Source organism: Streptomyces sp. CC53, from assembly GCF_001865245.1.
In the GTDB taxonomy this organism is placed as follows: domain Bacteria; phylum Actinomycetota; class Actinomycetes; order Streptomycetales; family Streptomycetaceae; genus Streptomyces.
Genome location: NZ_MKXB01000084.1, coordinates 1 through 20,340, shown reverse-complemented (window position 1 = coordinate 20,340; position 20,340 = coordinate 1). Strand labels below are relative to the sequence as shown.

35 protein-coding genes and 1 pseudogene are annotated in these 20,340 nt (G+C 71.5%); 34 read left to right on the top strand and 2 right to left on the bottom strand.

The window, feature by feature from the left end; all coding sequences use genetic code 11:
• From BJP40_RS07485 to BJP40_RS32745, 7 genes are all read left to right on the top strand, one after another.
• The coding region (locus tag BJP40_RS07485; protein ID WP_071279609.1) for an ATP-binding protein at positions 1-580 on the top strand (580 nt) is incomplete at its 5' end.
• Positions 581-617: 37 nt separating this feature from the next.
• The gene (locus tag BJP40_RS07480) at positions 618-1,151 is read left to right on the top strand and encodes a hypothetical protein (protein ID WP_071279607.1); all 534 of its coding nucleotides are present in this window, start codon (positions 618-620) and stop codon (positions 1,149-1,151) included.
• The gene (locus BJP40_RS35315) at positions 1,148-1,270 is read left to right on the top strand and encodes a hypothetical protein (protein ID WP_256220667.1); all 123 of its coding nucleotides are present in this window, start codon (positions 1,148-1,150) and stop codon (positions 1,268-1,270) included. The genes BJP40_RS07480 and BJP40_RS35315 overlap by 4 nt, the downstream gene beginning before the upstream one ends.
• A complete protein-coding gene (locus tag BJP40_RS07475) occupies positions 1,267-1,626 on the top strand; it encodes a hypothetical protein (RefSeq protein WP_071279605.1) in 360 nt (119 codons plus the stop codon). The genes BJP40_RS35315 and BJP40_RS07475 overlap by 4 nt, the downstream gene beginning before the upstream one ends.
• Positions 1,623-2,165 (top strand): hypothetical protein, encoded by a 543-nt coding sequence (locus BJP40_RS07470; RefSeq protein ID WP_071279604.1) that lies wholly within the window; start codon positions 1,623-1,625, stop codon positions 2,163-2,165. Before BJP40_RS07475 ends, BJP40_RS07470 begins: the two co-directional genes overlap by 4 nt.
• Before the next feature lie 390 nt (positions 2,166-2,555).
• Positions 2,556-3,215: a hypothetical protein gene (locus BJP40_RS07465; protein WP_071279603.1), complete on the top strand. Its 660-nt coding sequence runs from the start codon at positions 2,556-2,558 to the stop codon at positions 3,213-3,215.
• Positions 3,197-3,385, top strand: coding sequence for a hypothetical protein (locus BJP40_RS32745; RefSeq protein ID WP_107416734.1), 189 nt, complete (start codon positions 3,197-3,199; stop codon positions 3,383-3,385). The genes BJP40_RS07465 and BJP40_RS32745 overlap by 19 nt, the downstream gene beginning before the upstream one ends.
• Before the next feature lie 355 nt (positions 3,386-3,740).
• Here the strand turns inward: BJP40_RS32745 and BJP40_RS07460 are convergent, their stop codons facing one another.
• Both BJP40_RS07460 and BJP40_RS07455 read right to left on the bottom strand, forming a co-directional pair.
• Positions 3,741-4,010 carry a GIY-YIG nuclease family protein gene (locus tag BJP40_RS07460; protein WP_071279602.1) on the bottom strand — a complete coding sequence of 90 codons (270 nt, stop codon included), beginning with the start codon at positions 4,008-4,010 and terminating at the stop codon, positions 3,741-3,743.
• Positions 3,988-4,314 carry a hypothetical protein gene (locus BJP40_RS07455; protein WP_071279601.1) on the bottom strand — a complete coding sequence of 109 codons (327 nt, stop codon included), beginning with the start codon at positions 4,312-4,314 and terminating at the stop codon, positions 3,988-3,990. Before BJP40_RS07455 ends, BJP40_RS07460 begins: the two co-directional genes overlap by 23 nt.
• 136 nt (positions 4,315-4,450) lie before the next feature.
• On the opposite strand from BJP40_RS07455, the gene BJP40_RS07450 reads away from it, so the two are divergent.
• From BJP40_RS07450 to BJP40_RS07330, 27 genes and pseudogenes are all read left to right on the top strand, one after another.
• Complete coding sequence (locus tag BJP40_RS07450) at positions 4,451-4,636, top strand: hypothetical protein (RefSeq protein WP_071279600.1); 186 nt, start codon at positions 4,451-4,453, stop codon at positions 4,634-4,636.
• Positions 4,637-4,698: 62 nt separating this feature from the next.
• Complete coding sequence (locus tag BJP40_RS07445) at positions 4,699-5,637, top strand: hypothetical protein (RefSeq protein WP_071279599.1); 939 nt, start codon at positions 4,699-4,701, stop codon at positions 5,635-5,637.
• The gene (locus BJP40_RS34060; protein ID WP_177204330.1) at positions 5,637-5,804 is read left to right on the top strand and encodes a hypothetical protein; all 168 of its coding nucleotides are present in this window, start codon (positions 5,637-5,639) and stop codon (positions 5,802-5,804) included. The genes BJP40_RS07445 and BJP40_RS34060 overlap by 1 nt, the downstream gene beginning before the upstream one ends.
• 8 nt (positions 5,805-5,812) lie before the next feature.
• Complete coding sequence (locus BJP40_RS07440) at positions 5,813-6,322, top strand: hypothetical protein (protein ID WP_071279595.1); 510 nt, start codon at positions 5,813-5,815, stop codon at positions 6,320-6,322.
• Positions 6,319-6,642, top strand: a complete 324-nt coding sequence (locus tag BJP40_RS07435; protein WP_071279593.1) for a hypothetical protein — start codon at positions 6,319-6,321, stop codon at positions 6,640-6,642. Before BJP40_RS07440 ends, BJP40_RS07435 begins: the two co-directional genes overlap by 4 nt.
• A 128-nt stretch (positions 6,643-6,770) precedes the next feature.
• Positions 6,771-7,022, top strand: coding sequence for a hypothetical protein (locus BJP40_RS07430; protein WP_071279591.1), 252 nt, complete (start codon positions 6,771-6,773; stop codon positions 7,020-7,022).
• A gap of 213 nt (positions 7,023-7,235) precedes the next feature.
• On the top strand, positions 7,236-7,457 hold the full coding sequence (locus BJP40_RS07425; RefSeq protein WP_071279589.1) for a hypothetical protein: 222 nt from the start codon (positions 7,236-7,238) through the stop codon (positions 7,455-7,457).
• 126 nt (positions 7,458-7,583) lie between these two features.
• Positions 7,584-7,745 (top strand): hypothetical protein, encoded by a 162-nt coding sequence (locus tag BJP40_RS34055; RefSeq protein WP_177204329.1) that lies wholly within the window; start codon positions 7,584-7,586, stop codon positions 7,743-7,745.
• 38 nt (positions 7,746-7,783) lie between these two features.
• Positions 7,784-8,230, top strand: a complete 447-nt coding sequence (locus BJP40_RS07420; protein ID WP_071279587.1) for a hypothetical protein — start codon at positions 7,784-7,786, stop codon at positions 8,228-8,230.
• Between the two features lie 274 nt (positions 8,231-8,504).
• Positions 8,505-8,654: an HNH endonuclease gene (locus BJP40_RS07415; RefSeq protein ID WP_071279585.1), complete on the top strand. Its 150-nt coding sequence runs from the start codon at positions 8,505-8,507 to the stop codon at positions 8,652-8,654.
• Positions 8,655-8,811: 157 nt separating this feature from the next.
• Positions 8,812-9,285, top strand: coding sequence for a hypothetical protein (locus BJP40_RS07410; protein ID WP_256220666.1), 474 nt, complete (start codon positions 8,812-8,814; stop codon positions 9,283-9,285).
• Positions 9,269-10,894 carry a hypothetical protein gene (locus BJP40_RS07405; RefSeq protein ID WP_071279584.1) on the top strand — a complete coding sequence of 542 codons (1,626 nt, stop codon included), beginning with the start codon at positions 9,269-9,271 and terminating at the stop codon, positions 10,892-10,894. Before BJP40_RS07410 ends, BJP40_RS07405 begins: the two co-directional genes overlap by 17 nt.
• An 11-nt stretch (positions 10,895-10,905) precedes the next feature.
• On the top strand, positions 10,906-12,387 hold the full coding sequence (locus BJP40_RS07400) for a phage portal protein (RefSeq protein ID WP_071279582.1): 1,482 nt from the start codon (positions 10,906-10,908) through the stop codon (positions 12,385-12,387).
• 2 nt (positions 12,388-12,389) lie between these two features.
• Positions 12,390-13,373: a hypothetical protein gene (locus BJP40_RS07395; RefSeq protein ID WP_256220665.1), complete on the top strand. Its 984-nt coding sequence runs from the start codon at positions 12,390-12,392 to the stop codon at positions 13,371-13,373.
• A gap of 50 nt (positions 13,374-13,423) precedes the next feature.
• Entirely contained in the window at positions 13,424-14,158 is a 735-nt protein-coding gene (locus tag BJP40_RS07390; RefSeq protein ID WP_071279580.1) for a hypothetical protein, read from the top strand.
• Positions 14,159-14,173: 15 nt separating this feature from the next.
• Positions 14,174-15,037 (top strand): P22 phage major capsid protein family protein, encoded by an 864-nt coding sequence (locus BJP40_RS07385; protein ID WP_071279578.1) that lies wholly within the window; start codon positions 14,174-14,176, stop codon positions 15,035-15,037.
• 19 nt (positions 15,038-15,056) lie between these two features.
• Entirely contained in the window at positions 15,057-15,428 is a 372-nt protein-coding gene (locus BJP40_RS07380; RefSeq protein ID WP_071279576.1) for a hypothetical protein, read from the top strand.
• Positions 15,428-15,763 (top strand): hypothetical protein, encoded by a 336-nt coding sequence (locus BJP40_RS07375; protein WP_071279574.1) that lies wholly within the window; start codon positions 15,428-15,430, stop codon positions 15,761-15,763. The genes BJP40_RS07380 and BJP40_RS07375 overlap by 1 nt, the downstream gene beginning before the upstream one ends.
• 18 nt (positions 15,764-15,781) lie before the next feature.
• A complete protein-coding gene (locus tag BJP40_RS07370) occupies positions 15,782-16,378 on the top strand; it encodes a hypothetical protein (protein ID WP_071279572.1) in 597 nt (198 codons plus the stop codon).
• The gene (locus BJP40_RS07365; RefSeq protein WP_071279570.1) at positions 16,375-16,740 is read left to right on the top strand and encodes a head-tail adaptor protein; all 366 of its coding nucleotides are present in this window, start codon (positions 16,375-16,377) and stop codon (positions 16,738-16,740) included. The genes BJP40_RS07370 and BJP40_RS07365 overlap by 4 nt, the downstream gene beginning before the upstream one ends.
• Complete coding sequence (locus BJP40_RS07360) at positions 16,733-17,071, top strand: hypothetical protein (protein ID WP_071279568.1); 339 nt, start codon at positions 16,733-16,735, stop codon at positions 17,069-17,071. The genes BJP40_RS07365 and BJP40_RS07360 overlap by 8 nt, the downstream gene beginning before the upstream one ends.
• On the top strand, positions 17,071-17,442 hold the full coding sequence (locus BJP40_RS07355; RefSeq protein ID WP_071279566.1) for an HK97-gp10 family putative phage morphogenesis protein: 372 nt from the start codon (positions 17,071-17,073) through the stop codon (positions 17,440-17,442). Before BJP40_RS07360 ends, BJP40_RS07355 begins: the two co-directional genes overlap by 1 nt.
• Positions 17,443-17,444: 2 nt before the next feature.
• Entirely contained in the window at positions 17,445-17,864 is a 420-nt protein-coding gene (locus BJP40_RS07350; RefSeq protein WP_071279564.1) for a DUF3168 domain-containing protein, read from the top strand.
• Positions 17,865-17,903: 39 nt separating this feature from the next.
• Entirely contained in the window at positions 17,904-18,338 is a 435-nt protein-coding gene (locus tag BJP40_RS07345; protein ID WP_071279562.1) for a phage tail tube protein, read from the top strand.
• A gap of 20 nt (positions 18,339-18,358) precedes the next feature.
• Positions 18,359-18,772 (top strand): hypothetical protein, encoded by a 414-nt coding sequence (locus BJP40_RS07340; RefSeq protein ID WP_071279560.1) that lies wholly within the window; start codon positions 18,359-18,361, stop codon positions 18,770-18,772.
• 50 nt (positions 18,773-18,822) lie between these two features.
• Positions 18,823-19,143, top strand: coding sequence for a hypothetical protein (locus BJP40_RS07335; protein ID WP_071279558.1), 321 nt, complete (start codon positions 18,823-18,825; stop codon positions 19,141-19,143).
• Positions 19,127-20,340, top strand: a pseudogene (locus BJP40_RS07330) (hypothetical protein); the annotation flags it as partial. The gene BJP40_RS07335 and the pseudogene BJP40_RS07330, both read left to right, overlap by 17 nt.

The following is a 20,340-nucleotide window of genomic DNA, read 5'->3' as shown; positions in this document are numbered from 1 at the left end:
CCGCGCCCGCCGCGCCGAATGGGCCCTCAAGCGCTGGCAGACCGCCGCACCCCCGCGTTACCGGCACGCCGACGCCACCCACCCCGCCGTCGCCGCCTGGGCCGACCGCGTCGCCGCCGACCCCGAGACCGCCGGCTCCCTGCTGCTGACCGGCACCACCGGCACCGGCAAGACCCACCAGGCATACGGCGCCCTCCGCCGCATCGCCGCCGCCGGCCCCCGCACCTACGAGATCCGCGCCATCACCGCCGCCGACATGTACGGCCTCCTCCGCCCCAAGGGCAGCGACCGCGGCGCCGAGGAAGAACTGCGCCGCCTCGCCCGCGTCCCGCTTCTCGTCCTCGACGACCTCGGCTCCGCCAAGGCCAGCGAGTGGACCGAGGAAGTCACCTACCGGCTCATCAACGAGCGCTACAACGCCTGCCGCCCCACCATCTACACCTCCAACCTCCCCGCGACAGCGCCCGGCCAGCAGCCGGACCTCGCCAGCGTCCTCGGCGAACGCATCGTCTCCCGCCTGTCCGAGGACACCACCGTCATCGCCATGACCGGCCACGACCGCCGCCGCCGCGCTGCGTGACCGGCGACCCGGTTCCACCACACCCCAGGAGCAGCCCGTGAAGCTCATCCTCGAACGCCGCGACCAGGACGACCGCACCCCCGTCCTTGGCCCGTTCATGCTCACTCCGCCCGTCGGCGAGGACTACTGGACCTACCGCGTCCGGATCGCCGCCCGGCAGGCCGTCATCGGGTTCCCCAAGTTCTCGACCATCGGCATTGGCTTCGCCGTTGAGGAGGACTGGAACACGAACCTGCCGTACACCTGCGACGCCCAGCAGATCTACGAGCACATCGAGCACAACCGAGGCAGCGACATCAGCCGTGAGACCTGCGTGGCTGCGATCCGCCTCATCCAGGACGCCGCCACCGCCGATCGCGCCGTAGCCGCCTCCGCCTGGCCGCTGGAGCCGTCCACGGGCGACCCACACCACCAGGAGCACCCGATGCCCGACCAGACCACCCCGGCGGCCCTGACCCCGCTTGACGGCGAGCCCACCCAGGACTGCACCCACACCACCGGCCACACCGGCCCGCACCACACCGGACGCGACGCCGAGTGGACCGACACCACTGTCGAGGAGCGCCCGTGACGGCCGTCTGGATGGCTCTCACGGTCCTCGCCTACTGGACCGCCACCAGCCTCACCCTCGGCGCCCTATGGGCCGCCTGGGGCCTCTACCGCCACCACCGACAGGAGCACCACCAGTGACCCCCGCCGAAGAACTCCACGCCGTCGCCGCCTTCCTGCGTGAGCTGGCCGAGCGCGCCACCCACGAGAACCGCCCCCGCTGGACCACCGGCCACACCCTCGGCAGCCGCACCCCCGTCGTCGTCGACGACCAGGAGCAGCCGAGCGTCCTCATCGAGACCTACGCCGCCCGCCTGGAAGCCGTGAACCGGTACGTGGCCGCGATGGACCCGGCCGTCGGCACCGCGCTCGCCGACTGGCTGGAGGCCGAGGCCAACCGCACGCAGCGGCGCCCCCCGGGATGGCGGACCCCCGACGCCCAAGCCCTCGCGGTGGCCCGCGCCATCACCCAGCACACCCCCAAGGAGGCGCTGTGAGCGCCCCTGAGTCGCCCCGCAGACCCCACCTGGACCAGATGACCGACGACGACCTCGACGCGCTCTACGCCCGCCTGGAAGCCCTTGAGGAACCCGCCCCGGCCAGCCTCCGCGACCAGTACGCCACCGCCATCCACGCAGACCTCAACGCGCACAAGGGGCGGCTCGACCAGGGCCTCCTCGGCATCGTGCCGCGCCTCACCGACGCGGTCCTCGCCGTGCGCGACACCGAAATGCAGCAACTCCGCGACGAGACCGAGCAACTCCGCGCCGACTGCCAGCGATGGGCCGACTGCGCCGCCAGCGCCGAGAAGACCCGCCGCGCCCACGCAGCCGACGCCGACCAGTACGAGGCCCAGCTCCGCGCCCGCCTGACCGCCGCCGAGCAGCGCGCCGAACGCGCCGAAGCCGCGCTTGACCGCGTCCGCGCCGCGCTCGACGACCTCTGCGACGAGCCCCACCCGAGCCACGACCACCTCTGCCCCGACGACATCCGCGCCCGCATCCGCGCCGCCGTCGACGAGCCCACCCAGACCTGAGCACGACGAAGGGGCGCGCCCACACCTCCCCAGGCCCGGCGCGCCCCCGGCGCTCCGCCCACCCTACGCACCCGCACCACAGGAGCCCGCGTGACCACCACCGCCACCACCACGCAACACCTCCACCACATCGCCCTCACCTGGCCCGAACTCCGCTTCACCCCGGCCGGAGCCGCAGTCGCCAAGTTCCGTATCGCCGCCACCCCGAGGCAGTTCAAGTGGTCCCCGCGCGAGCGGGGGTGTTCCGCGCCAGGTGGGGCCAGCAGCCACCGCGGCCCACGCCCCAGCAGGGGGCCCTCCACCCCGAGGGAACGCCCTTCTGACCCACCCTCCCGGGGCGGCCCTGGGAGGGCCGCCCCTCACCCCACCCCTGCGAGGAGCAGTGACCCCATGACCGACTGCCTGCTCTGCGAGCGGAACGAGACCGACGGCTACCTGTGCCCCGAATGCACGCGCGCCACCGCCCGCCGGCTCGACCGCATGCCGAAGCTGTACGACGCGCTGGCCGCCTTCCTGCCGCCCGGCGCCCGCGGCTCCGCCCAGTACGGCCGCACACAGGCTGTGGACGCGCCGCTGCCCGCGTACGAGCCCGCGCTGACCCTGCGCGGGCCCGGCGGGATCGTCGGCATCCTGGAGGACTGGCGCTCGGCCATGCACGCCGATCGCAATTGGAGCGCGCCCGACTGCTCCGGCCTGACGGAACGCCGCGTCGTCCGTGCGGCCCGGGCCCTGTCCATGAACCTGGACTGGGTCGCCGACAGCTGGCCGGCGGCCGGCGCGTTCGCGGAGGAGATCCGCGACCTGGAGCGCGATGTCGCCTCGATCGTGAACCCACCCGCACCAGCAGAGCGTGGGCGGCGCCTCGGCGCATGCCCGGCGGCCGACCCGAGCGGGAACATCTGCGGCGCGGTCCTCCGGCACTACCCGGGCGAGAAGGCGGTGACGTGCCGCTGGTGCGGGTGCGCGTTCCCACCCGCGACCTGGACAGGACTGAAGGAGCTGATCAAGCGTGACGAGCAGGAGGAGGAGCCATGGCTGAGCGCGTCGTGACCTGTCGCATGACCAACTCCCGCGGTGACCGCTGTACGGCCGAGGCTCTGGTGCCGGACGGTGAGGCGCTGATCTGCGCGCGGCACGCCGCCGAGGTCATGCGCACGGTGAACTCCGCGCAGGACGCCTGGGCGATCCGGACTGGCCCTGACGGAACTTCACCCCGCTGAGTGCGCCGAAGCGCTTGCCTAGGACACTGCGTCCTACCACCGTGTGTGGTGTGCCAACCACCAATTGGCGCGAGCGCGTTGAAGCCGAGAATCGGCGACAGCGCGAGTTGCAAGCAGAGATCGCAGCAAGTGCCCGAAGGCGAGCCGAAGCGTTCGCAGAAGGCGTCTTGGAACTCGGCAGCAAGTCGGCTGTCGCCCGAGAGATTGGGATCGACGTCCGCGCAGTGCGAAGAGCGATCAACGAGTACGGACCGGCGACTCCACCGCCGCCTGATCCGGACCCGATCCGGACCGGGTCCGGACACGACGAGACCCCCGACCCGACGAGCGGGCGGGGGTCTCACGCGCGGCGCGGCTACTCGGACTTCTTCGGGCGCTTCGAGCCGCGCAGGTTGTGTATGGGCGCCTCGTCTCTGATGGCAGACGCCTCCGCCGCTCGGGCCGCCGCTCGCGTCGCGTGCCAAACCACCTCGTACTCCACCACGCTGCCCCACCACTTGTGGCTGTTCGTGTGCTCCTGCCAGCGCACCAGCGGGTCCTTGCTGATGCCGACGTAGAGCAGGCAGCCGTCGCCGTCGAAGAAGCGATAGAGCGCTACCTCATCACCTTTCGCTCGGTGGATCATTTTGCTGCGTACGGCGGTCTGCATTGGAGCGGCCCTTCTGCTGAGGATCGAGGTCGGTCCGCTCCCCTTGGCGGGTGGTGCGGTTGCGGAAGTACCGCTCGACCGCACTCCACTCGAAGACCCGCGTACGGCCCGTCGCGAAGACCGGCGCGGGCCAGTCCTTGTCGTCGGCCGCAAGCTGGCGGATACGCGCGGGGCCCACCTTCTTCAACCCGGCTGCTTCGAGCAGCGCCGGGATCTGGGGGATTGTCACCAACCTGGGTGCCTCCTCCGCGCTCGCTTCCTCCCGTGGGGAGCTGGACATGGCTCCATCCTCTCAACTTATTTGCGTCAACGCAAATAAGTGCTACGGTCGTTCCTGCAACACAAGACGGCCCCGGTCGGGCTTCCACACACCGACCGGGGCCAGCCATCCCACCTGCCTACCAGGAGGAACAGCCATGCCAGAGCGTACCCAGACCACCCAGCAGGACGAAGCCCTCCGACGCGTCCGCGCCCTCCAGCAGCAGGCCGCCGCCGACTACGCCGCCGCCCAGAACCCCGCCCGCCGCGCCGCCGCACGTGACCAGCACGCCCTCGCCATCGCCCACGCCCACGACTCCGCCACCGCCAACACCCCCCACTGACCCACCAGCCAGCCGGGCCCACCACGCCACGGGCCCGGCCCCCACACGCCCGGAGCAGCACCATGCGCCTCCGCACCGAACGCCGCGACCGCTGGGTGCCCCACACCATCGACGGCCGCACCACCCTCGTCAACGACCCCGTCGACATCACCGTCCCCGCCCTGCCCCGCGACTGGGACACCACCATCCGCCGCGGCGTCGACACCCTCCTCGTCCTCATGCTCACCGCAGCGATCGTCTGGTCGACCGCCTCCATCGGCAGCCTCCTCGACCGCCGCGTCGACGAACTCCCCGCCTACGCCGCCGCCGCCACTTTCGACGCCGCATGGATCGCCTGCATGGCCCTGGAATGGCTCGCCCGCTACGACCCCAAGCGCGCCGCCCCGCCCCGCCGCGCCGGACACATCGCCCTCCTCCTCGCCATGGCCGCCATCGCCGCCGAGCACGTCATCGACGACCAGTGGGCCGTAGGTCTCGTCGGCGCCGCGGTGTCCCTCATCGCCAAAGCCCTGTGGACCCTGCGCCTCCAGCACACCGCGCTCCCGCTCGGCACCCGCGATCAGCAGTGGGTCGACCAGCAGCGCGCCGAGCTCCAGGCCCGCCGCGCACTCGGCCTCGTCCGCCGCGAACTCGCCGGGATTGAGGAGACCGCCGCCCTCACGGCCGGGCGCCACATGGGCGCATCACCTGATGCGGACGCTGATACGCCGCATGATGCGCCCGCTGATACGCCTGATATCCCGCAGGTCAGCGCCGTGTGGGCGCCGCCCGCCGGGACGAACAAAAGCGAGCTGATCCTCGCCGCCGCATCATCGCTGCCCCCCGGCGCAGCACCGCGCGACATCGCGGACCACCTCGCGCGTCACGGCCACACCGTGGACGTCGGCTACGTCCGCACCGTGATGTCCCGAGCGAAGAAGCCGAAGCGGACGCCGCGGCAGCCGACGCTTCCCGAGCCGGGCCCGGACACCGTCGGCCGCGGTGGCGGGGGGTACAACTGATGGCCGTCCTCGCCGTCCTGGCATACGGGACGCTCGCTCTCACCGCCGGCGCCGCGCTCATCGCGCTCGCCCCCGCGACCGCCCGCGGCGCCTACGTCCTCCCCGCCGTGCGCACCCTCGCCGCCCTGCTCACGATCGCCGCACTCGCCGCGGCCCTCCTCCACTGAGGCACCCCATGACCATCGTCACCCTCGGCGGAGTCACCATCGGACTCGCCATCCTCACCGCCACCCTCATCCGCTGGTGGCCCGGCCTCAAAGCCCTCCAGAACGACCCCCTCGCACACGCCGGCAGGCTCCTGCCCTTCCTCGCCGCCTGGGCCTACGGCGTCCTCGCCATCCTCACCATCGGCGGCATCGTCGGATGGATCGCAGACGCCACCCTCTGGATCTCCAACTGGCTCGGCGACGTCGCCCTCGTCTGGGGCGTCGGAGGCACCGCCGGACAACCCGCAGGCCGCACCACCTACCTCCCCCTCACCCAGACCGGCATCGCCATCGTCCTCCTCCTCACCGTCGGCATCGCCGTCGCCGCGAAGAAGAGCCGCCACGGCCGCGACATCAAGCTCGGCGCCTGGTGCGGCATCTGCCTCGGCACCAGCGCCGGAGTTGCCGGATTCGCCGCCGTCCCCCTCGCCCAGGCCGTCAACGCCGTCGGCGGAGTCGTCTACGGAGCGCTCGCATGACCACCGAAGAGTCCGAGACGCCCAGCCGCGCGGCGGGCGGATGCGTCGCCGCAGCGGGCGCCCTGGCCGCCCTGGCCGCCGTGTTCGCGCTCGCGCCCGAGGCCGGCGCGCTCACCGTGTGGGCCGTCGGCGGCAGCGCCCTCTGGTGGGCCACCCGCCGCCCCATGCCCGATTCGTCCGCCACTCCCCCACCCCCCTCCGACACCCCTACCGGCGACGTTTACGCAGGTGAGACCGAAAACATCGACCGCGTCGTCCGAGGCCCGGGGGAGGGGATGTGGATCATCCACCCCGTACGCCAAGAGGTACCCCGCCCATGACCTACTGCGAAACCTGCGGCTGGTGGACCAAACCCCACTGCGGACACTGACCGCCTGCCACTCTGGCCCCGGGCCCCGCCGCGCAACCCCCCGACACGGCGGGGCCCGACCGCGAGAGGATGACCCTCATGCCCTACCGCGGCCCCGCCCGCCTCCACCTCCCCGACGAGGACGGCGTCACCACAGCCGACGTCACCGTCGACCTCAACGTCGACCCGGTCACCGGGGAGTGGCGCGGCACCGTCACCCCCGACAGGCTGCTGCACCTCACGTACGAGCCCGTCGAACTTGCCCTCCCCGGCCACCAGCCCCGCCCCGCTGTCCTGATGGAAGGCGCCGGACTGGAGATCTACGGCGAACCGCCCGCCCCCTGGACCTGAGCCACCACCACTGTCAGGCCCCGCGCGTACCGTGGACACGTCCCATCCGCGCCTGGCTGGACTGGTGCGAAGGCCAGGGCATTCGCCGGCCCCGGCGCCTATGGGCGGCGGCGGGGCGGGCCTGCAGCCTGTAGACCGCCCGTAGCCAGCCGCGTAGAACAACCTCCATACCTGCACAGGCACCACCGCTGACACGTGACTCACACTGGCTGCATGGAGTACCTGACCCCACCCCGCGGCACCCTCACCACCTCCCTGGCAGCCCTGGCCGCAGGGGTCCAGCCGGCCACCATCCGCGACTGGGTACGGCGCGGCATCCTCACCCGCTGCGGCGGCACACCCAAGCGCCCCGTCTACCGCATCGAGGACGTCGAAGCCGCTCTCCGCGCGGCCAAGCCATCCCGCCCAGGACAGCGCGCCGTCAAGGCCGCTTGACCTGCGGCGATCCATGCGCCACGATTTCCCCGTACAGCCATGCCCAAAAGCGGCAGGCACACAGGCTTCCCGAAGGCCCCGACCACCCACCCGGTCGGGGCCTTCGCCATTTCCCGGAGGTGACACATGGCTGTCCCCACCGAAGACCAGGCCCTCGCCAACGCAGCGAGACTCCTGGAACGCGCCGAACTCGAACTCACCAACCTGCCGCTCATGGAACGCCTCGACCAACTCGCAGTCTCCTGGATCAATCTCGCGCACCTCCTGCGCGACCGCGAACGCATCTGATGCACTACCCCCCAACACCACACGCCCTTGGGGGGACCATGCGCACCCGCACCACCACCGCCGCCATCGCGCTGCTGCTCGCCACACTCACCGGATGCAGCAGCAGCAGCGAGCCCGAACAGCCCGCCGCTGCCCCCTCGCAGGCCCCCGCGGCCGAAGCGCCCTCCATCAGCGCCGAGGACAAGGCCAAGGCCCGCGAGGCCGCCGGCCTCCCGCCCAAGCCCGACGCCGCCACCCGGCAGGCGTTCCTCGACGCGCTGAACGCCATCGACCCACGCATCGTCGACGGCAAGGACGAGAAAGCCGTCAGCCGCGGCCTCAACCAGTGCAGCTCCATCAAGAACTCCCCGGACGACAAGGCCAAGCTGGCACAGCTGGCCCTCGGCCGGTTCACCGTCACGTCGCGCCTGCCTGAGATCAGCACCCCCGAGACCGGGGCGAAGATCAACGACGTTGCACACAGGCACCTCTGCCCCGACTTCTGACACCAGCACCAACGAGCCCGGCCCGCACCACGCAGGCCGGGCTCACGCACACCCGGAGGTGACCATGCCGCCGCGCCGAGCCCTGCAGGTATGCCCCACCCCCGGCTGCCCCACCCTCACTCCCGCAGGCCGCTGCCCCACCTGCACAACCCAAGCCACCAGAGCCAGGCCCCGGCACAAGGACGCAGGGCGAGGAGCACGCTGGCGCAAAGCTAGCACCGCCTACCTCCAAGACCACCCCTGGTGCGAGTGCGACAGGTGCGCAGCCCTGCCCATGCTCCAGCGTGACCGGGCCACCGAGGTCCACCACATCGACGGCCTCGGACCGCTCGGCCCCAGGGGTTTCGACCCGGACAACTGGCAGGCCATGAGCAAGAGCCACCACGCCCGTGAGACCGCCCGCGACACGTTCGGTCACGGATAACACACAGTCACCGACCCTGGGGGGTGACCCCCGGCCCCCAGGGGGGCCCACGACGCGGGGGAGGGCGCTGGGCGGTGCGTCAGGTCAGAGGGTCCCCAGCCGTCACGCAAGGTGACGGCTCGTCGTGCTGCGCAAGGCAGCGTGAGGAGTGATCGAGATGCGTGGTGGACACGCCGCGTCGGGGCCGGCACCGGACCCGAACGCGCTGCGCAGGAACCGGAAGTCGGACGCGAGCGGGTGGCGGACGCTGCCGCCGGAAGGCCGGGCTGGTGAGCCTCCCGAGTGGCCGCTGAGTGAGGCGACGGACCGCGAGTGGGACCTGTGGTGCGAGCTGTGGGAGAAGCCGCAGGGCGTGGTCTGGGAGGAGCTGGGGCAGGCGCTGGAGGTCGCGCTGTTCGTGCGGACGCTGGCGGAGGCCGAGCGGCCGGACGCCCGGGTGGATGTGAAGAAGATGGTGCGCAGCTACCTGGACAGCCTGGGGCTGTCGGTGGCGGGGATGCTGCGGAACCGGTGGCGGATCGGCCCGGCGGCCGCGGCCGCGGCCGAGGTGCTGCCGCTGGAGTCCCCGCCCGCGCGACGGCCGTCGGCCCGTGACCGGCTGAAGGTCGTGTCCCGTGGTGAAGGGGCCTGACGCGGGGCCCGACTTCGTCGTCGACTTCCCCACTCTGTGGGTGGTTCCGGACTGGATTGAGGCTCACTGCCCGGTCCCGGACGGGTTCCGGCAGGGCGAGGACATGGAGCTGTACCCGTGGCAGCTGTGGTGCACGGTCAACCACTACCGGGTCAAGCCTGCGGCCCGCGTGGGTCAGCTGGCGCCCGCGTTCCACTACCGGCGGTCGCAGGTCGTGGCGCCGCAGAAGACCGGCAAGGGCCCGTGGTCGGCGACCATCGCTCTGGCCGAGGCCGCGGGGCCGGTCGTCTTCGCCGGGTGGGCGCGCGGCGGTGAGGTGTACCGCTGCTCGGAGCACGGTTGCGGGTGTGGCTGGTGGTACCGGTACGAGGCGGGCGAGCCGATGGGCACGCCGTGGCCGACGCCGCTGCTGCAGCTGGCGGCCAGCTCTGAGGACCAGGTCGCGAACGTGTACCGGCCGCTGCAGTCGATGGTGAAGCTGGGGCCGCTCGCCGAGATGATGCGCGTGGGTGAGGAGTTTACGCGGGTTGGGGATGCGGGCCGGATCGATGTCGTCACGTCGTCGGCGCTGTCCCGGCTGGGTAACCCGATTAACTTCGCGCTGCAGGACGAGACGGGCCTGTGGAACAAGGCGAACAAGCTGCGTCGGGTGGCGGAGACGCAGCGCCGCGGCCTGGCCGGCATGGGCGGCCGGTCGATGGAGACGACGAACGGGTGGGACCCGTCTGAGGAGTCGGTGGCGCAGACGACATCCGAGTCGAAGGCGCGGGACATCTTCCGCTACCACCCGCAGGCGCCGAAGACGCTGTCCTACGGCAACAAGCGGGACCGGCGGAAGATCCACACCATCGTCTACGCCGGGTCGTCGCACGTCGACCTGGACGCGATCGAGGCCGAAGCCGCAGAGATCATGGAGAAGGACCCGGCCCAGGCCGAACGCTTCTTCGGGAACCGGTGCGTGGCTGGCAGCGCGGGCTGGCTCGACGGGGCCAGGTGGGCGGCGAAGGCGGCGGCGCGGCGGGTGCGGCCGATGACGCGGATCGTGCTCGGTTTCGACGGCTCCGACCAGGACGACTGGACGGCGCTGCGCGCCGAGACGATGGACGGCTACCAGTTCACCCCGGTGTACGGGCCGGAGGACGAGCCGACGATCTGGAACCCGGCCGACTTCGGCGGGCAGGTGCCGCGCGCGGAGGTCCGCGCGGCGGTGGACCAGCTGATGCACCGGTACGACGTGGTGCGCATGTACTGCGATCCGCCGTACTGGGAGACGGAGGTCGACGAGTGGGTGGACAGCTACGGGGAGGAGCGGGTGATCCGCTGGCACACGCGGCGGATCGTGCAGATGCACGCGGCGTGCGAGCGGCTGAAGACCGACGTGACGAAGCGGGACGGGACGTTCTCGCACGACGGGTGCCCGATCACCGAGGCGCATGTCGCGAACACGCGGGCGGCGGCGCGGCCGATGGACCGGTACGTGCTGCGCAAGGCATCACCGACGCAGAAGATCGACGCCACCGTGTCGTCTGTCCTTGCCCACGAGGCGCTCGGGGACGTGATCGCGGCTGGTCTGGCCGAGCGTGAGGTGTCCTACTACTACGGCAGCTGAGAGGGGGGCTGATGACGGACGAGGGCCAGGCCCTGCGGCTGGTGGAGCTGCTGGAGAACGAGCTGCTGCGGCGGCGCGGGCCGATCGACACGCACAACGCGTACTACCGCGGGGACCACCCGCTTAAGTACGCGAGCCCGGAGTTCGCGAAGTACCACGGCGAGCGTTACCGGGATTTCTCGGACAACTGGGTGCAGGTGGTGGCAGATTCACCGGTGGAGCGGCTGACGGTGACCGGGTTCCTGGCCTCCGGTGAGACGGAGGCCGACCGGGAGCTGTGGCGGGTGTGGCAGGTCAACGGCCTGGACGCCGACTCGCAGCTGGGGTTCCTGGGCGCGGTGACCGGGGCACGGTCGTTCGTGCTGGTGTGGGGCGACCCGGACGACCCGGACATGCCGGTGGTGACGTTCGAGGACGCCTCGCAGTGCATCGTCGGGTACGAGCCGGGCAGCCGGATCCGCCGGCGGGCGGCGCTGAAGCGGTGGCAGGACGGCGGCGAGGACTTCGCCACCCTGTACCTGCCGCATGAGGTGTGGAAGTTCTCCCGGCCGCTGCAGCATCAGGACAAGTCGCCGCAGATGGCCGACGTGGACGAGGAGCTGAAGCGGTGGCGGCCCCGGGAACTGGCCGACGAGCCGAACCCACAGCCGAACCCCATGGGTGTGGTGCCGATGGTGGAGCTCCCGAACCGGCCGATGCTGGTAGAGGACCCCATCTCGGACGTGCGCGGCGTGGTGGCGATGCAGGACGCCATCAACCTGCTGTGGGCGCAGCTGTTCACCGCCTCCGACTACGCGTCGTTCCCGCAGCGGGTGGTGCTCGGCGCGGAGCGGCCGATGATCCCGAAGCTCAACTCTGCTGGTGAGATCGTCGGTAAGCAGCCCGTTGACCTGGACAAGTTCATGGTGGACCGGGTCGCGTGGATCACGGGCAAGGATGCGCGGATCGCCGAGTGGCAGGCCGCGAACCTCGGCGCGTACACGAACATCATCGAGGTTGCCGTCGGGCACCTCGCGGCGCAGACCCGCACCCCGCAGCACTACCTGATCGGCAAGATGGCGAACCTGTCCGCGGATGCGCTGCTGGCGGCGGAGACCGGCCTGGTGAAGCGGGTGGAGGAGAAGCAGCTGTGGTTCGGTCAGGGCCTGCGTGAGGCCGCGCGGCTGATCGCGCTGGCCCGCGGCGAGGACCGCAAGGCCGATGCGCTGCGGTCGGGGCGGGTGCTGTGGGCGGACGCCGAGTCCCGCTCTCACGCGCAGATGGCTGACGCCCTGCTGAAGTTGAAGCAGCTCGGCATGCCCTTCGAGTGGCTCGCCCTGCGCTACGGCCTGACCCCGACCGAGGTCGCGGACGTGGTGGCCCTACGCGAGAAGGAGGCCGACGCGGACCCGGTCGCGGAGATCACCCGCATGATGGCCGCCCAGCCCGGCCCGGCGCCGCCCGACGGCGATCCGGCACCCGGTGAGGAGCCGGCGCCCGGCGAGGCGGCATAGAGGTGGCGCCGTCAGAGCTGGCCGTCGCGCACCAGCAGGAGCGGCAGCGGCTGGCGGCGGCGACATCGCGGGCCGCGCGCAGCCTGTGGCGGCAGGTCGACCGGCAGGATCTGCGCGGCTCGTGGCTGGGGCTGCTGGCCCGTGTGCTGCTGATCGTGTCCGGTGGGCAACTGGCGGCGGCCCGGGCGGCCGAGCCGTGGCTGGAAGAGCTGCTGGGCACGGATCCGGGGCGGCCGGAGTCCGACCAGCTGGTGGCGGAGGCGCTGGTGGGCGTCTCCGGGGAGGGGCTGCCGCTCGCCAGGGTGCTGACGGCGCCGATGTGGAGTGCGCTGCGCTACGTGACCGCCGGGCGGCCGGTGACGCAGGCGATGGCGCACGGTGAGGCGCTGCTGGACATCGTGGTGCGTAACGCGGTGGCGGACGCGGGCCGAGCTGCCGACTCGGTGGGCATGGTGACCCGGCCCGCGGTCACCTCCTACATCCGTGTGGTCGAGGGCGGGGCGTGCTCGCGCTGCATGGTCCTCGCGGGCCGCGAGTACGGCGTGTCCTCGGCGTTCCAGCGGCATCCGCGCTGCAACTGCTCGATGGAGCCGGTCACCCGCGAGCACCGCCCCGCCCCGGCCGACCCGCGGGCGCTGTTCGACGCGATGAGCGAGAAGCAGCGGAAGAAGGCGTTCGGCGAGGCCGCGGTGAAGGCCATCGAGGCCGGCGCCGACATCGCCAGCGTCGTGAACGCGCGCCGCGGCATGGCCAGTGCGACGGTGTTCGGCCGGACGGTGCTGGCGACGAGCGAGGGCACCCGCCGCGGCGAGTTCCGCCGGCTGGAGTTCCAGCGGCTGAAGGACGAGGGCGCCATTCCGCGCTCCCGCTCGATCCGTGGGTTCCGGCCGCCGGGCGCGCGGCTGATGCCGGAGGAGATCTTTCGGCAGGCCGACGACCGCGAGCACGCTGTGCGGCTGCTGCGGCGAAACGGCTACCTCACCTGACCGGCCCCGGCGCAAGGCCGCGGGCCCCGATCCCGCAACGGGAGAGACTCATGTACCGATCCACCCTGCCCCGCCGCGCCCACGCGTCCGGCTGGTCCCGCCCGTACCCGGTCGGCCCGTGGTCGCCGGTGCTCTACGCCGACGGCGGCGGCGAGGAGCCCGACGGCGACGGCCCGGACGGCGCGGACGACGCCGTAGAAGACGGCGACGACACCGCGGACGACACGGCCGACGGCGACGGCGACGGCGACGAAGCGGACCCGGAGGGCGCCGAGCAGCTCGGCGACGCCGGGAAGAAGGCGCTGGCGTCGATGAAGGGCAAGTGGCGCACCGAGCGGGACAAGCGCCGCGCCCTGGAGCAGCGCCTGGCCGAGAAGGACCGCGGCGACGACACCGACCAGGTGCGCCGCCAGGCCGAGGCCGAGGCCCTGTCCAAGGCCAACGCGCGCATCATCCGTGCGGAGGTGAAGGCCGCCGCGGCCGGGAAGCTCGCGGACCCGGCCGACGCCTACCGCTTCCTGGACCTCGACCAGTTCGAGGTCGACGACGACGGCAACGTCGACAGCGACGAGGTCGCCGAGGCGATCGACGACCTGATCAAGTCCAAGCCCTACCTCGCTGCCGCAACGGCCAAGCGGTTCCAGGGCACCGGCGACGGCGGAGCGGCGCGCAAGGCGTCCCGGCCCAAGCAGCTCACCCGAGCAGACCTGAAATCCATGAGCCCCGAGGCCATCGACCGCGCCCGCGAAGACGGGCGGCTCGATGACCTCATGGGCGGCCGATAGCCAGGAGGCTGAACCATGACCGTGCGGAACTTCGTTCCCGAGATCTGGAGCTCGCGGCTGCTCGTCGCGACCCGCAAGGAGCTGATCTACGCCTCGCCGACGGTGGTCAACCGCGACTACGAGGGCGAGATCAGCGAGGCGGGCGACACCGTCCGCATCACCTCGGTGTCCCGGCCGACGGTCGGCACCTACACGCCCGGCTCGACCACCATCACCCCCGAGACGCTGACCACCGGCCAGCGCACCCTCACGGTCGACCAGTCGAAGTACTGGGCGTTCGAGATCGACGATGTCGACAAGCGGCAGGCCAAGGGCGGCCTCGTGCCGCAGGCCATGTCGGAGGCCGCCTACGCGCTCGCCGACACCATCGACCAGTACGTCGCCGGCCTGTACACGCAGATCCAGGCCAGCAACTTCCTGAACGTGGTCGGCTCCCCGATCGACACGTACACCACCCCGACCGACGCCTACGACGAGGTCCTCGTCCCGCTGCGGACGAAGCTGACCAAGGCGAACGTGCCGCGCGCGGGCCGCTACGTCATCGTGCCGCCCGAGTTCTACGCCTCGCTGCTGCTCGACGACCGGTTCATCACCGCCGACAAGGCCGCCACCGACACCGGCCTGCGCAGCGGCTTCGTCGGCCGCGCCGCCGGGTTCGACATCTACGAGTCGAACAACTGCCCCGTGCCGACCGGCGACACCACCGTCGTCCAGGCCGGTGTGAAGCAGGCCATCACGTTCGCCGAGCAGATCAACAAGACCGAGGCGTACCGGCCGGAAAACTCCTTCGCGGACGCCGTGAAGGGCCTGGCCCTGTACGGGGCGAAGGTGCTGCGCCCCGACCACCTCGCGGCCGCGTACATCAACCCCGCCGCCTGACCGGAGGACTGAACACCCCATGGCGACCACACAGCTCTCGTACTCCAACCTGGCGGCCAACAGCAACCTGCTGCAGCCGGCCGGGACCACGCTCGTCGCGGCGCCGACGAACAACATGCAGCTCGCCGACGCCTTCCCCGAGCTCACCGTGCTGCGCGTGACGAACACCGACGACGACACCGATCTCACCTTCACGGTCAAGGCTGGAGACCACCCGCCCGCGCTGGCCGCCGGCCAGGGCGACCTGGAAGTGACCGTCGCGTTCGGCACCGCGCAGCTCATCGGCCCGTTCGAGTCGGGGCGCTTCGTCCAGTCGGACGGCTCGATGCTCTTCGAGTCAACGACCACCACCGGCACGGTCACCGCCCTGAAGGTCCCGAGGAACACCTGATGCCAGAGACGATCTACGTGCGCGGGGAGGGCGGATCCATCATCGCGATGGACCTGCCCCTTCCCGAGGGCATCCAGCAGCGCTACGACCGCGGGCAGCTAGTGCGCGTCAACCCTGACGGCACCCCGTACAGCAGCCCGCCCGCCGCCGCGCCGGACCCGGACGGGCCCGCCCCCGAGTCCGGCCCGGCACCGGACGGCGGTGACCGGCCGGCCCAGGCGGCACCGAAGGCGGAGTGGATCGCCTACGTCGCCCGGCGCGGCCTGCTGTCTGCCGACGACGCCGCGAACTACACCAAGGCCGACCTGATCGACCTGATCGAGCTGTCCAGCTGACCGGAGGGAGGTGGCACGGTGGCGCTGACTGCTCTGGCCACGACCGCCGACCTCGCCGCCCGCGGTCTGACCGTGGACGCCGGGGAGACCACGGTGGCCACGACCTACCTGGCGGTGGCCTCCGCCGCGGTGCGGGAGGCGGCCGGGGTGCCCATCTCGCAGACCACCTCCACCGTCACGCTGGAGGGGCCGGCCACGCAGTGGCTGAGCCTGCCCGGGCCGCCGATCGTGTCGGTCGCGTCGGTGGCGATCGACGGCGAGGCGGTGACCGACTGGCGGCTGCGCTCACACCGGCTGTGGCGGGCGGGCGGTTGGTCGCCCGACTGCGGCCCGTCCGAGGTGGAGGTCGTGCAGACGCACGGCCTGGCCGAGGTGCCGGAGGACATCGTGGACCTGGTGTGCCAGCTGGCCGCGGCCGCGCTGGGCGCCTACCGCTCCGACCCGGACGGCACCGCCGGCATGGGCGCCGCCGACATCCGGGCCGAGCGGATCGGGGACTACTCGGTGACCTACGGCAGCCATGGCCTGATCACCGGCATGGAGCTGCCCGACTACCTGCGTGAGCGGCTCGCCGCCCGCTTCGGAGGCGGCGCCGCGGTGGTGACGTCGCGGTGAGGGGCCGACCCGGCATCGGCCGCTACCTCAACCGGGCCCTGGAGGTGTGGCGGCCGACGACCGTCCCGGACGGGTACGGCGGGCAGACCACCATGCTGGTGCTGCAGAGCACCGTGCGGGCGAAGGTCGACCAGCCGTCCCCGACCGAGCGGCTCGTGGCCGCGCAGACCACCTCCCGCCACTCCCACGACATCTACCTGCTGCCCGGCGCGGACGTGCGCCGCGGCGACGAGCTACGCGGCAGCGACGCGTCCGGGACGCAACAGGCGTTCCGGGTGCAGTCCGTGGTGCAGCCCTCCACCCCCGTCTACTCCAAGGCGCTCGTTGAGCTGACCCAAGGCGAAGGAGAACCCCATGGCTGACCTCAGCCTCATCTCGGTGCCCGTCGACACGGGCATCGCCGATGTCGCCGGCCAGGCCGTTGCCGCGGCCGGCGGCGGCGACACCGCCCCGGTCGGGCCGGGCCGGTTCCTGTACGTCGCCAACGGCGACGCGTCCCCGCACACCGTCACCGTGGCCACCCCGGGGACCATCAAGGGCCTGGCCATCGCTGACGCATCCCTGGTGGTCGCCGCGGGCGACCACGCCATCATCCCGCTGCACAACGTCTACCGCGGCTCCAACGGGCGCGCCGCGGTCACCTACGACGGTGTCACCTCTGTGACGGTCGCCGCGTTCGAGCTGGGCAGCTGATGGCCCGCCGCGGTGCCCGCACGGAGATCGTCGGCCTGGACCGGCTGCAACGGCGTCTGGCCGAGCTCGTGCCGGAGCTGGAAGCCGCTGCCCGCGCGGAGGTCGAGAACTCGGCCGAGATGGTCCTGGCAGACGTGCGGCGCCGCGTCCGGGTCGACTCCGGCAACCTGCGCGGCAGCGTCGCCGCGACCTACCAGAAGCAGGGCATGCAGGCGTCGGTCGGCTGGCGCGACCAGGACGACCTGTACGCCGTGTTCCACGAGCGCGGCAGCCGCCGCATCCCCGCGAACCCGACGCTCATCCCCGCGCTGGAACGTGCCGGCACGCAGCTGATCGCCCGGCTGCGTGACGAGGTGAGGAGGCGGCTGTGAGCATGCCCGTCTCCGCGTCCGTCGCGCTTCCCTTGCAAGGCGCCGTCGTGGCGCTGCTACAGGCGGACGCCGAGCTGTCCGACATGGTCACCGGGGTCCTCGACTGGGTGCCCGAGGACCAGCCCTACCCGTACATCCACCTCGGCGACACGGTCGAGACACCGGACAACAGCCACGACAGCCACGGCTCCACGAGCGTCATCACCCTGCATGTGTGGTCGCAGTACCGCGGCTACAGCCAGGCCCTGCGCATCGCCGACCGGCTGCGCGCGCTACTGGAGCACCGGCCGCTGACGATCGCCGGGCACCGGCACGTGGCGACCTACTTCGTGTCGCAGCAGACCCTGACCGACCCCGAACCGCCGGGCGACATCCGGCACGTACCGATCTCGTTCCGGGTGCTGACCAAGGTCCAGCCGTGACCCGGACCGGTACCGACAGCAGAGAGGAAGTGACCGGCGATGGCTGGTGAGGACGCAACCGGGACCCTGCTCAAGAGGGACTCCACGGGCGGCGGTGTGTTCGTGACCGTGGCGAGCGTGGAGAACCTGTCCGGGCCCTCCCGCTCCCGCACCATGATCGACGTATCGGCGCACGACAGCGCCAACAAGTACCGCGAGTACGTCAAGGGCATGAAGGACGGCGGCGAGGTCACCGCCACCATCAACTACCGGCCCGGCGAGACCACGCACCAGGCCCTCGACGCCGACTTCGAAGAGGACGACCTGCGGGACTACCAGCTGGTCATGCTCCCCGGCGACCCGGACGAGCACACCTGGGACTTCACCGCCGGCATCAGCGAGATCTCGGACGAGTTCCCCCTCGACGACAAGATGGCCCGCGAGGTCACGTTCAAGATCTCCGGCAAGCCGACACTGACCGCGACCGGCGCGTAACCCAAGAAGGAGGACGGCCTGTGGCCAGCATCAAGGACCGCATCCGCGCCGCCCAGGACATCAAGGTCCAGGACGGCGTGGAGATCCCCGAGTGGGCGCCCGAAGTGCGTTTCCGCGTGCGGGGACTGCCCAGCGCGGACTGGGAGGAGTACCAGAACAAGCTGTCCAAGCTGCAGCTGCAGACGGGCAAGAGCAGCGCGGAGATGGCGCTGAAGTCGAACAAGGCCCTCATCGTCGCCAAGGCCCTCTACGACCAGGACACCGACGAGCGGGTGTTCCCGGACGTGGCCGAGGGGGTGGCGATCCTCGGCCGGAAGAACGCCGGCATCGTCAACGGCCTGTTCAACCTCGTGCGGTACCTGTCGGACGACGACAAATCGTTCGAGGAGAAGGTGCGGGACGCGGAGGGAAACTCCGACGGCGACCAGAGCTGAGGCTGCTGTACGACCTGTCCGTCGCCTACCGGATCCCCCCGGACGAGGTGATGGCCCGGTTCACCAGCGAGCAGATGGCCTACCTGGTCGCGTACCAGAACTTGTACGGGCTGATCACCCCGGCCCGACTCGATGTCATCGCCGGGCGGCTGGGCATGGACGTGGCCGCCCCGCACATGCGCCGGGGACGACGCCCCCAGCTGCAGGACCACGTCATGGTCTGGTCCCGCAGCGCCCGCCCGCCCCTCAGCGGCCGGGAGATGCTCGCCAAGGTCAAGGCCCTGCAGGCCGCCTACGACGAGGACGACGACCGGCGCACCCTCCGCATCCGACAGACCCGCCGGGAGGTGGCCCATGGCCGTACTCGATGAGCTGCTGGTCCGGCTCGGCGTCGACATGTCCGGCGCCGAGCAGGAGGTTGAGGCTGGTACGCAGCAGATCACCGGCCAGCTCAACGGGCTCGCCACCGCCGGAGCCGTGGCGGGCGCCGGGCTCGCCGCGGCGTTCGCCGTGGGCCTGTCGTCCGCCATGGACATCTCCAGCGCCACGCACGAGCTGCAGCAGCAGCTCGACCTCACCCACGACCAGGCCGTGGACCTGTCGGAGGCCACGAAGGGCCTGTTCACGTCGGGCCTGGCGGGGTCGATGGAGGAGGCCAACCAGGCCGTCATCGCCGTCAAGTCGTCGTTCGGGGACCTGAAGGACGCGTCGGTCGCGGACATCGAGCAGATCTCCAAGGAAGCCACCGTCCTGGCCAAGTCCCTCGACGTGGACGTGGCGCAGGCCGCCGCCTGGGCCGGTTCCATGGTGTCCAACAAGCTGGTCAAGACCAGCAAGGAGGGCCTGGACCTGCTCACCGCGGCTGCGCCGCTGTTCCCGAAGGCGATGCGCGCAGAGCTGCCCGAGGCGATCAACGAGTACGGCGACGGATTCGCGAAGATCGGCCTGGACGGGGCCACGGCGGTCGGGCTGCTCAGCCAGGCCGTCAAGGGCGGCGCGATGAACATCGACGAGGCCGGCGACATCGTCCACGAGTTCAGCCGGATCGTCACCGAAGAGTCCGACCGGGCCATCGAGGGCTTCAAGGCCCTGAAGCTCCCGGCGAAGGAGACGCTGGAGGCCATCCAGTCCGGCGGCCCGAAATCAGCGCAGGCCATGCAGCGGGTCACCGACGCCCTGCGCGCCGTCAAGGACCCCGGGCAGCAGGCCGCGCTGATCACGCAGATCTTCGGCGACCGCGCCGGTGACTCCAAGGACGCCGTCCTCGCGCTGAACCCCGCGACCGCGGGGGCAGCCGAGCAGCTGAAGAACTTCGCTGGCGCCGCCACCGACGCGGCGACCGCCGCGGAGTCGGATCCGGCGGTGCAGCTCAACAGCGCCCTCAACACGTTGACGACGACCCTGGGTGAGGCGCTGCTGCCGATTGTCCTGTCCGTCAGCGAGTTCATGTCCGAGAACAAGACGTTGATGCAGATCGCTGTGCCGGTCGTGCTCGGCCTGGTCGCCGCATTCGCGGTGATGGCGGTCGTGATCTGGGCCGTGAACGCCGCGATGTACGCGAACCCGAT

What these genes read in the sequence shown, in the direction of transcription:
- BJP40_RS34055 (WP_177204329.1), top strand. Translation starts at nt 7,584, where the DNA reads ATGGCTGTCCCCACCGAAGACCAGGCCCTCGCCAACGCAGCGAGACTC.
- BJP40_RS07445 (WP_071279599.1), top strand. Translation starts at nt 4,699, where the DNA reads ATGCGCCTCCGCACCGAACGCCGCGACCGCTGGGTGCCCCACACCATC.
- BJP40_RS07455 (WP_071279601.1), bottom strand. Translation starts at nt 4,314, where the DNA reads ATGTCCAGCTCCCCACGGGAGGAAGCGAGCGCGGAGGAGGCACCCAGG.
- BJP40_RS32745 (WP_107416734.1), top strand. Translation starts at nt 3,197, where the DNA reads ATGGCTGAGCGCGTCGTGACCTGTCGCATGACCAACTCCCGCGGTGAC.
- BJP40_RS07450 (WP_071279600.1), top strand. Translation starts at nt 4,451, where the DNA reads ATGCCAGAGCGTACCCAGACCACCCAGCAGGACGAAGCCCTCCGACGC.
- BJP40_RS07420 (WP_071279587.1), top strand. Translation starts at nt 7,784, where the DNA reads ATGCGCACCCGCACCACCACCGCCGCCATCGCGCTGCTGCTCGCCACA.
- BJP40_RS07430 (WP_071279591.1), top strand. Translation starts at nt 6,771, where the DNA reads ATGCCCTACCGCGGCCCCGCCCGCCTCCACCTCCCCGACGAGGACGGC.
- BJP40_RS07410 (WP_256220666.1), top strand. Translation starts at nt 8,812, where the DNA reads ATGCGTGGTGGACACGCCGCGTCGGGGCCGGCACCGGACCCGAACGCG.
- BJP40_RS07385 (WP_071279578.1), top strand. Translation starts at nt 14,174, where the DNA reads ATGACCGTGCGGAACTTCGTTCCCGAGATCTGGAGCTCGCGGCTGCTC.
- BJP40_RS34060 (WP_177204330.1), top strand. Translation starts at nt 5,637, where the DNA reads ATGGCCGTCCTCGCCGTCCTGGCATACGGGACGCTCGCTCTCACCGCC.
- BJP40_RS07355 (WP_071279566.1), top strand. Translation starts at nt 17,071, where the DNA reads ATGGCCCGCCGCGGTGCCCGCACGGAGATCGTCGGCCTGGACCGGCTG.
- BJP40_RS07375 (WP_071279574.1), top strand. Translation starts at nt 15,428, where the DNA reads ATGCCAGAGACGATCTACGTGCGCGGGGAGGGCGGATCCATCATCGCG.
- BJP40_RS07400 (WP_071279582.1), top strand. Translation starts at nt 10,906, where the DNA reads ATGACGGACGAGGGCCAGGCCCTGCGGCTGGTGGAGCTGCTGGAGAAC.
- BJP40_RS07390 (WP_071279580.1), top strand. Translation starts at nt 13,424, where the DNA reads ATGTACCGATCCACCCTGCCCCGCCGCGCCCACGCGTCCGGCTGGTCC.
- BJP40_RS07440 (WP_071279595.1), top strand. Translation starts at nt 5,813, where the DNA reads ATGACCATCGTCACCCTCGGCGGAGTCACCATCGGACTCGCCATCCTC.
- BJP40_RS07460 (WP_071279602.1), bottom strand. Translation starts at nt 4,010, where the DNA reads ATGATCCACCGAGCGAAAGGTGATGAGGTAGCGCTCTATCGCTTCTTC.
- BJP40_RS07415 (WP_071279585.1), top strand. Translation starts at nt 8,505, where the DNA reads ATGCTCCAGCGTGACCGGGCCACCGAGGTCCACCACATCGACGGCCTC.
- BJP40_RS07360 (WP_071279568.1), top strand. Translation starts at nt 16,733, where the DNA reads ATGGCTGACCTCAGCCTCATCTCGGTGCCCGTCGACACGGGCATCGCC.
- BJP40_RS07335 (WP_071279558.1), top strand. Translation starts at nt 18,823, where the DNA reads ATGGCCCGGTTCACCAGCGAGCAGATGGCCTACCTGGTCGCGTACCAG.
- BJP40_RS07345 (WP_071279562.1), top strand. Translation starts at nt 17,904, where the DNA reads ATGGCTGGTGAGGACGCAACCGGGACCCTGCTCAAGAGGGACTCCACG.
- BJP40_RS07380 (WP_071279576.1), top strand. Translation starts at nt 15,057, where the DNA reads ATGGCGACCACACAGCTCTCGTACTCCAACCTGGCGGCCAACAGCAAC.
- BJP40_RS07465 (WP_071279603.1), top strand. Translation starts at nt 2,556, where the DNA reads ATGACCGACTGCCTGCTCTGCGAGCGGAACGAGACCGACGGCTACCTG.
- BJP40_RS07425 (WP_071279589.1), top strand. Translation starts at nt 7,236, where the DNA reads ATGGAGTACCTGACCCCACCCCGCGGCACCCTCACCACCTCCCTGGCA.
- BJP40_RS07350 (WP_071279564.1), top strand. Translation starts at nt 17,445, where the DNA reads ATGCCCGTCTCCGCGTCCGTCGCGCTTCCCTTGCAAGGCGCCGTCGTG.
- BJP40_RS07435 (WP_071279593.1), top strand. Translation starts at nt 6,319, where the DNA reads ATGACCACCGAAGAGTCCGAGACGCCCAGCCGCGCGGCGGGCGGATGC.